1 protein-coding gene is annotated in these 619 nt (G+C 67.2%); it reads right to left on the bottom strand.

Translation table 11 applies throughout. The features are described from left to right. Positions 1–619 (bottom strand): DUF222 domain-containing protein (locus tag NFJ07_RS25600; protein ID WP_269998913.1); only part of this gene is annotated, 619 nt, incomplete at both ends.

A 619-nucleotide genomic window follows, 5' to 3' on the forward strand; every position in this document is an offset into this window, starting at 1 on the left:
TGATGTCCGCGTCGCAGGCGATCTTGCGGATGACCGAGGGGTGGATCGGACCGTGGAACGTGGACACGCCGCTGCTCGGGCGGGGGCTTGCGGCAGCGGGGGTTTGGTGTTCGAGACGGTCCAGGAGATCGCGGTAGTCGATGGTCACCATTACCTGGGGCCGGAGACCGCCGTTGGCCGGCAGCTCGCCGGTGGACAGGGCCGCTGCGCAGGCGCCGACGAGCCCGTCGAGCAGCTTCTGCGGACGCGAGCGGCGGTCCAGCGGCGGGTGAGTCACGCCGTCGTGCTGGGCTAGCCCTGCGGGGCTGCCGGTGTTGCCGCCGGTGTTGCCGGTTGGATCCGCATCCTGTGCTTCGTCGGTGTCGTGGCGCAGGCGCGGGTTGGTGGCGGTGTTCATGACGGTGGAGAGGGTTTCAAACTGTTCCGCGGTGGCGAAGATTTCCAGGTGGTGCAGGCCGCGGCGGGGTTTGCGGATGAACGCTCCTTGGCGGTGGCGGAGTTCTTCCTCGCTGGGTTCGGATCCGTCCTGGTCGATGGCGTCAACCCAGCGTTTGGCCATCCGGGAGACGAAATCGGGATCGCTCTGCATAGCGGTTTGGGTGAGTGACTGTTCCATCTG

The sequence above is a fragment of the Arthrobacter sp. B2a2-09 genome, assembly GCF_027587375.1.
GTDB lineage: Bacteria > Actinomycetota > Actinomycetes > Actinomycetales > Micrococcaceae > Arthrobacter.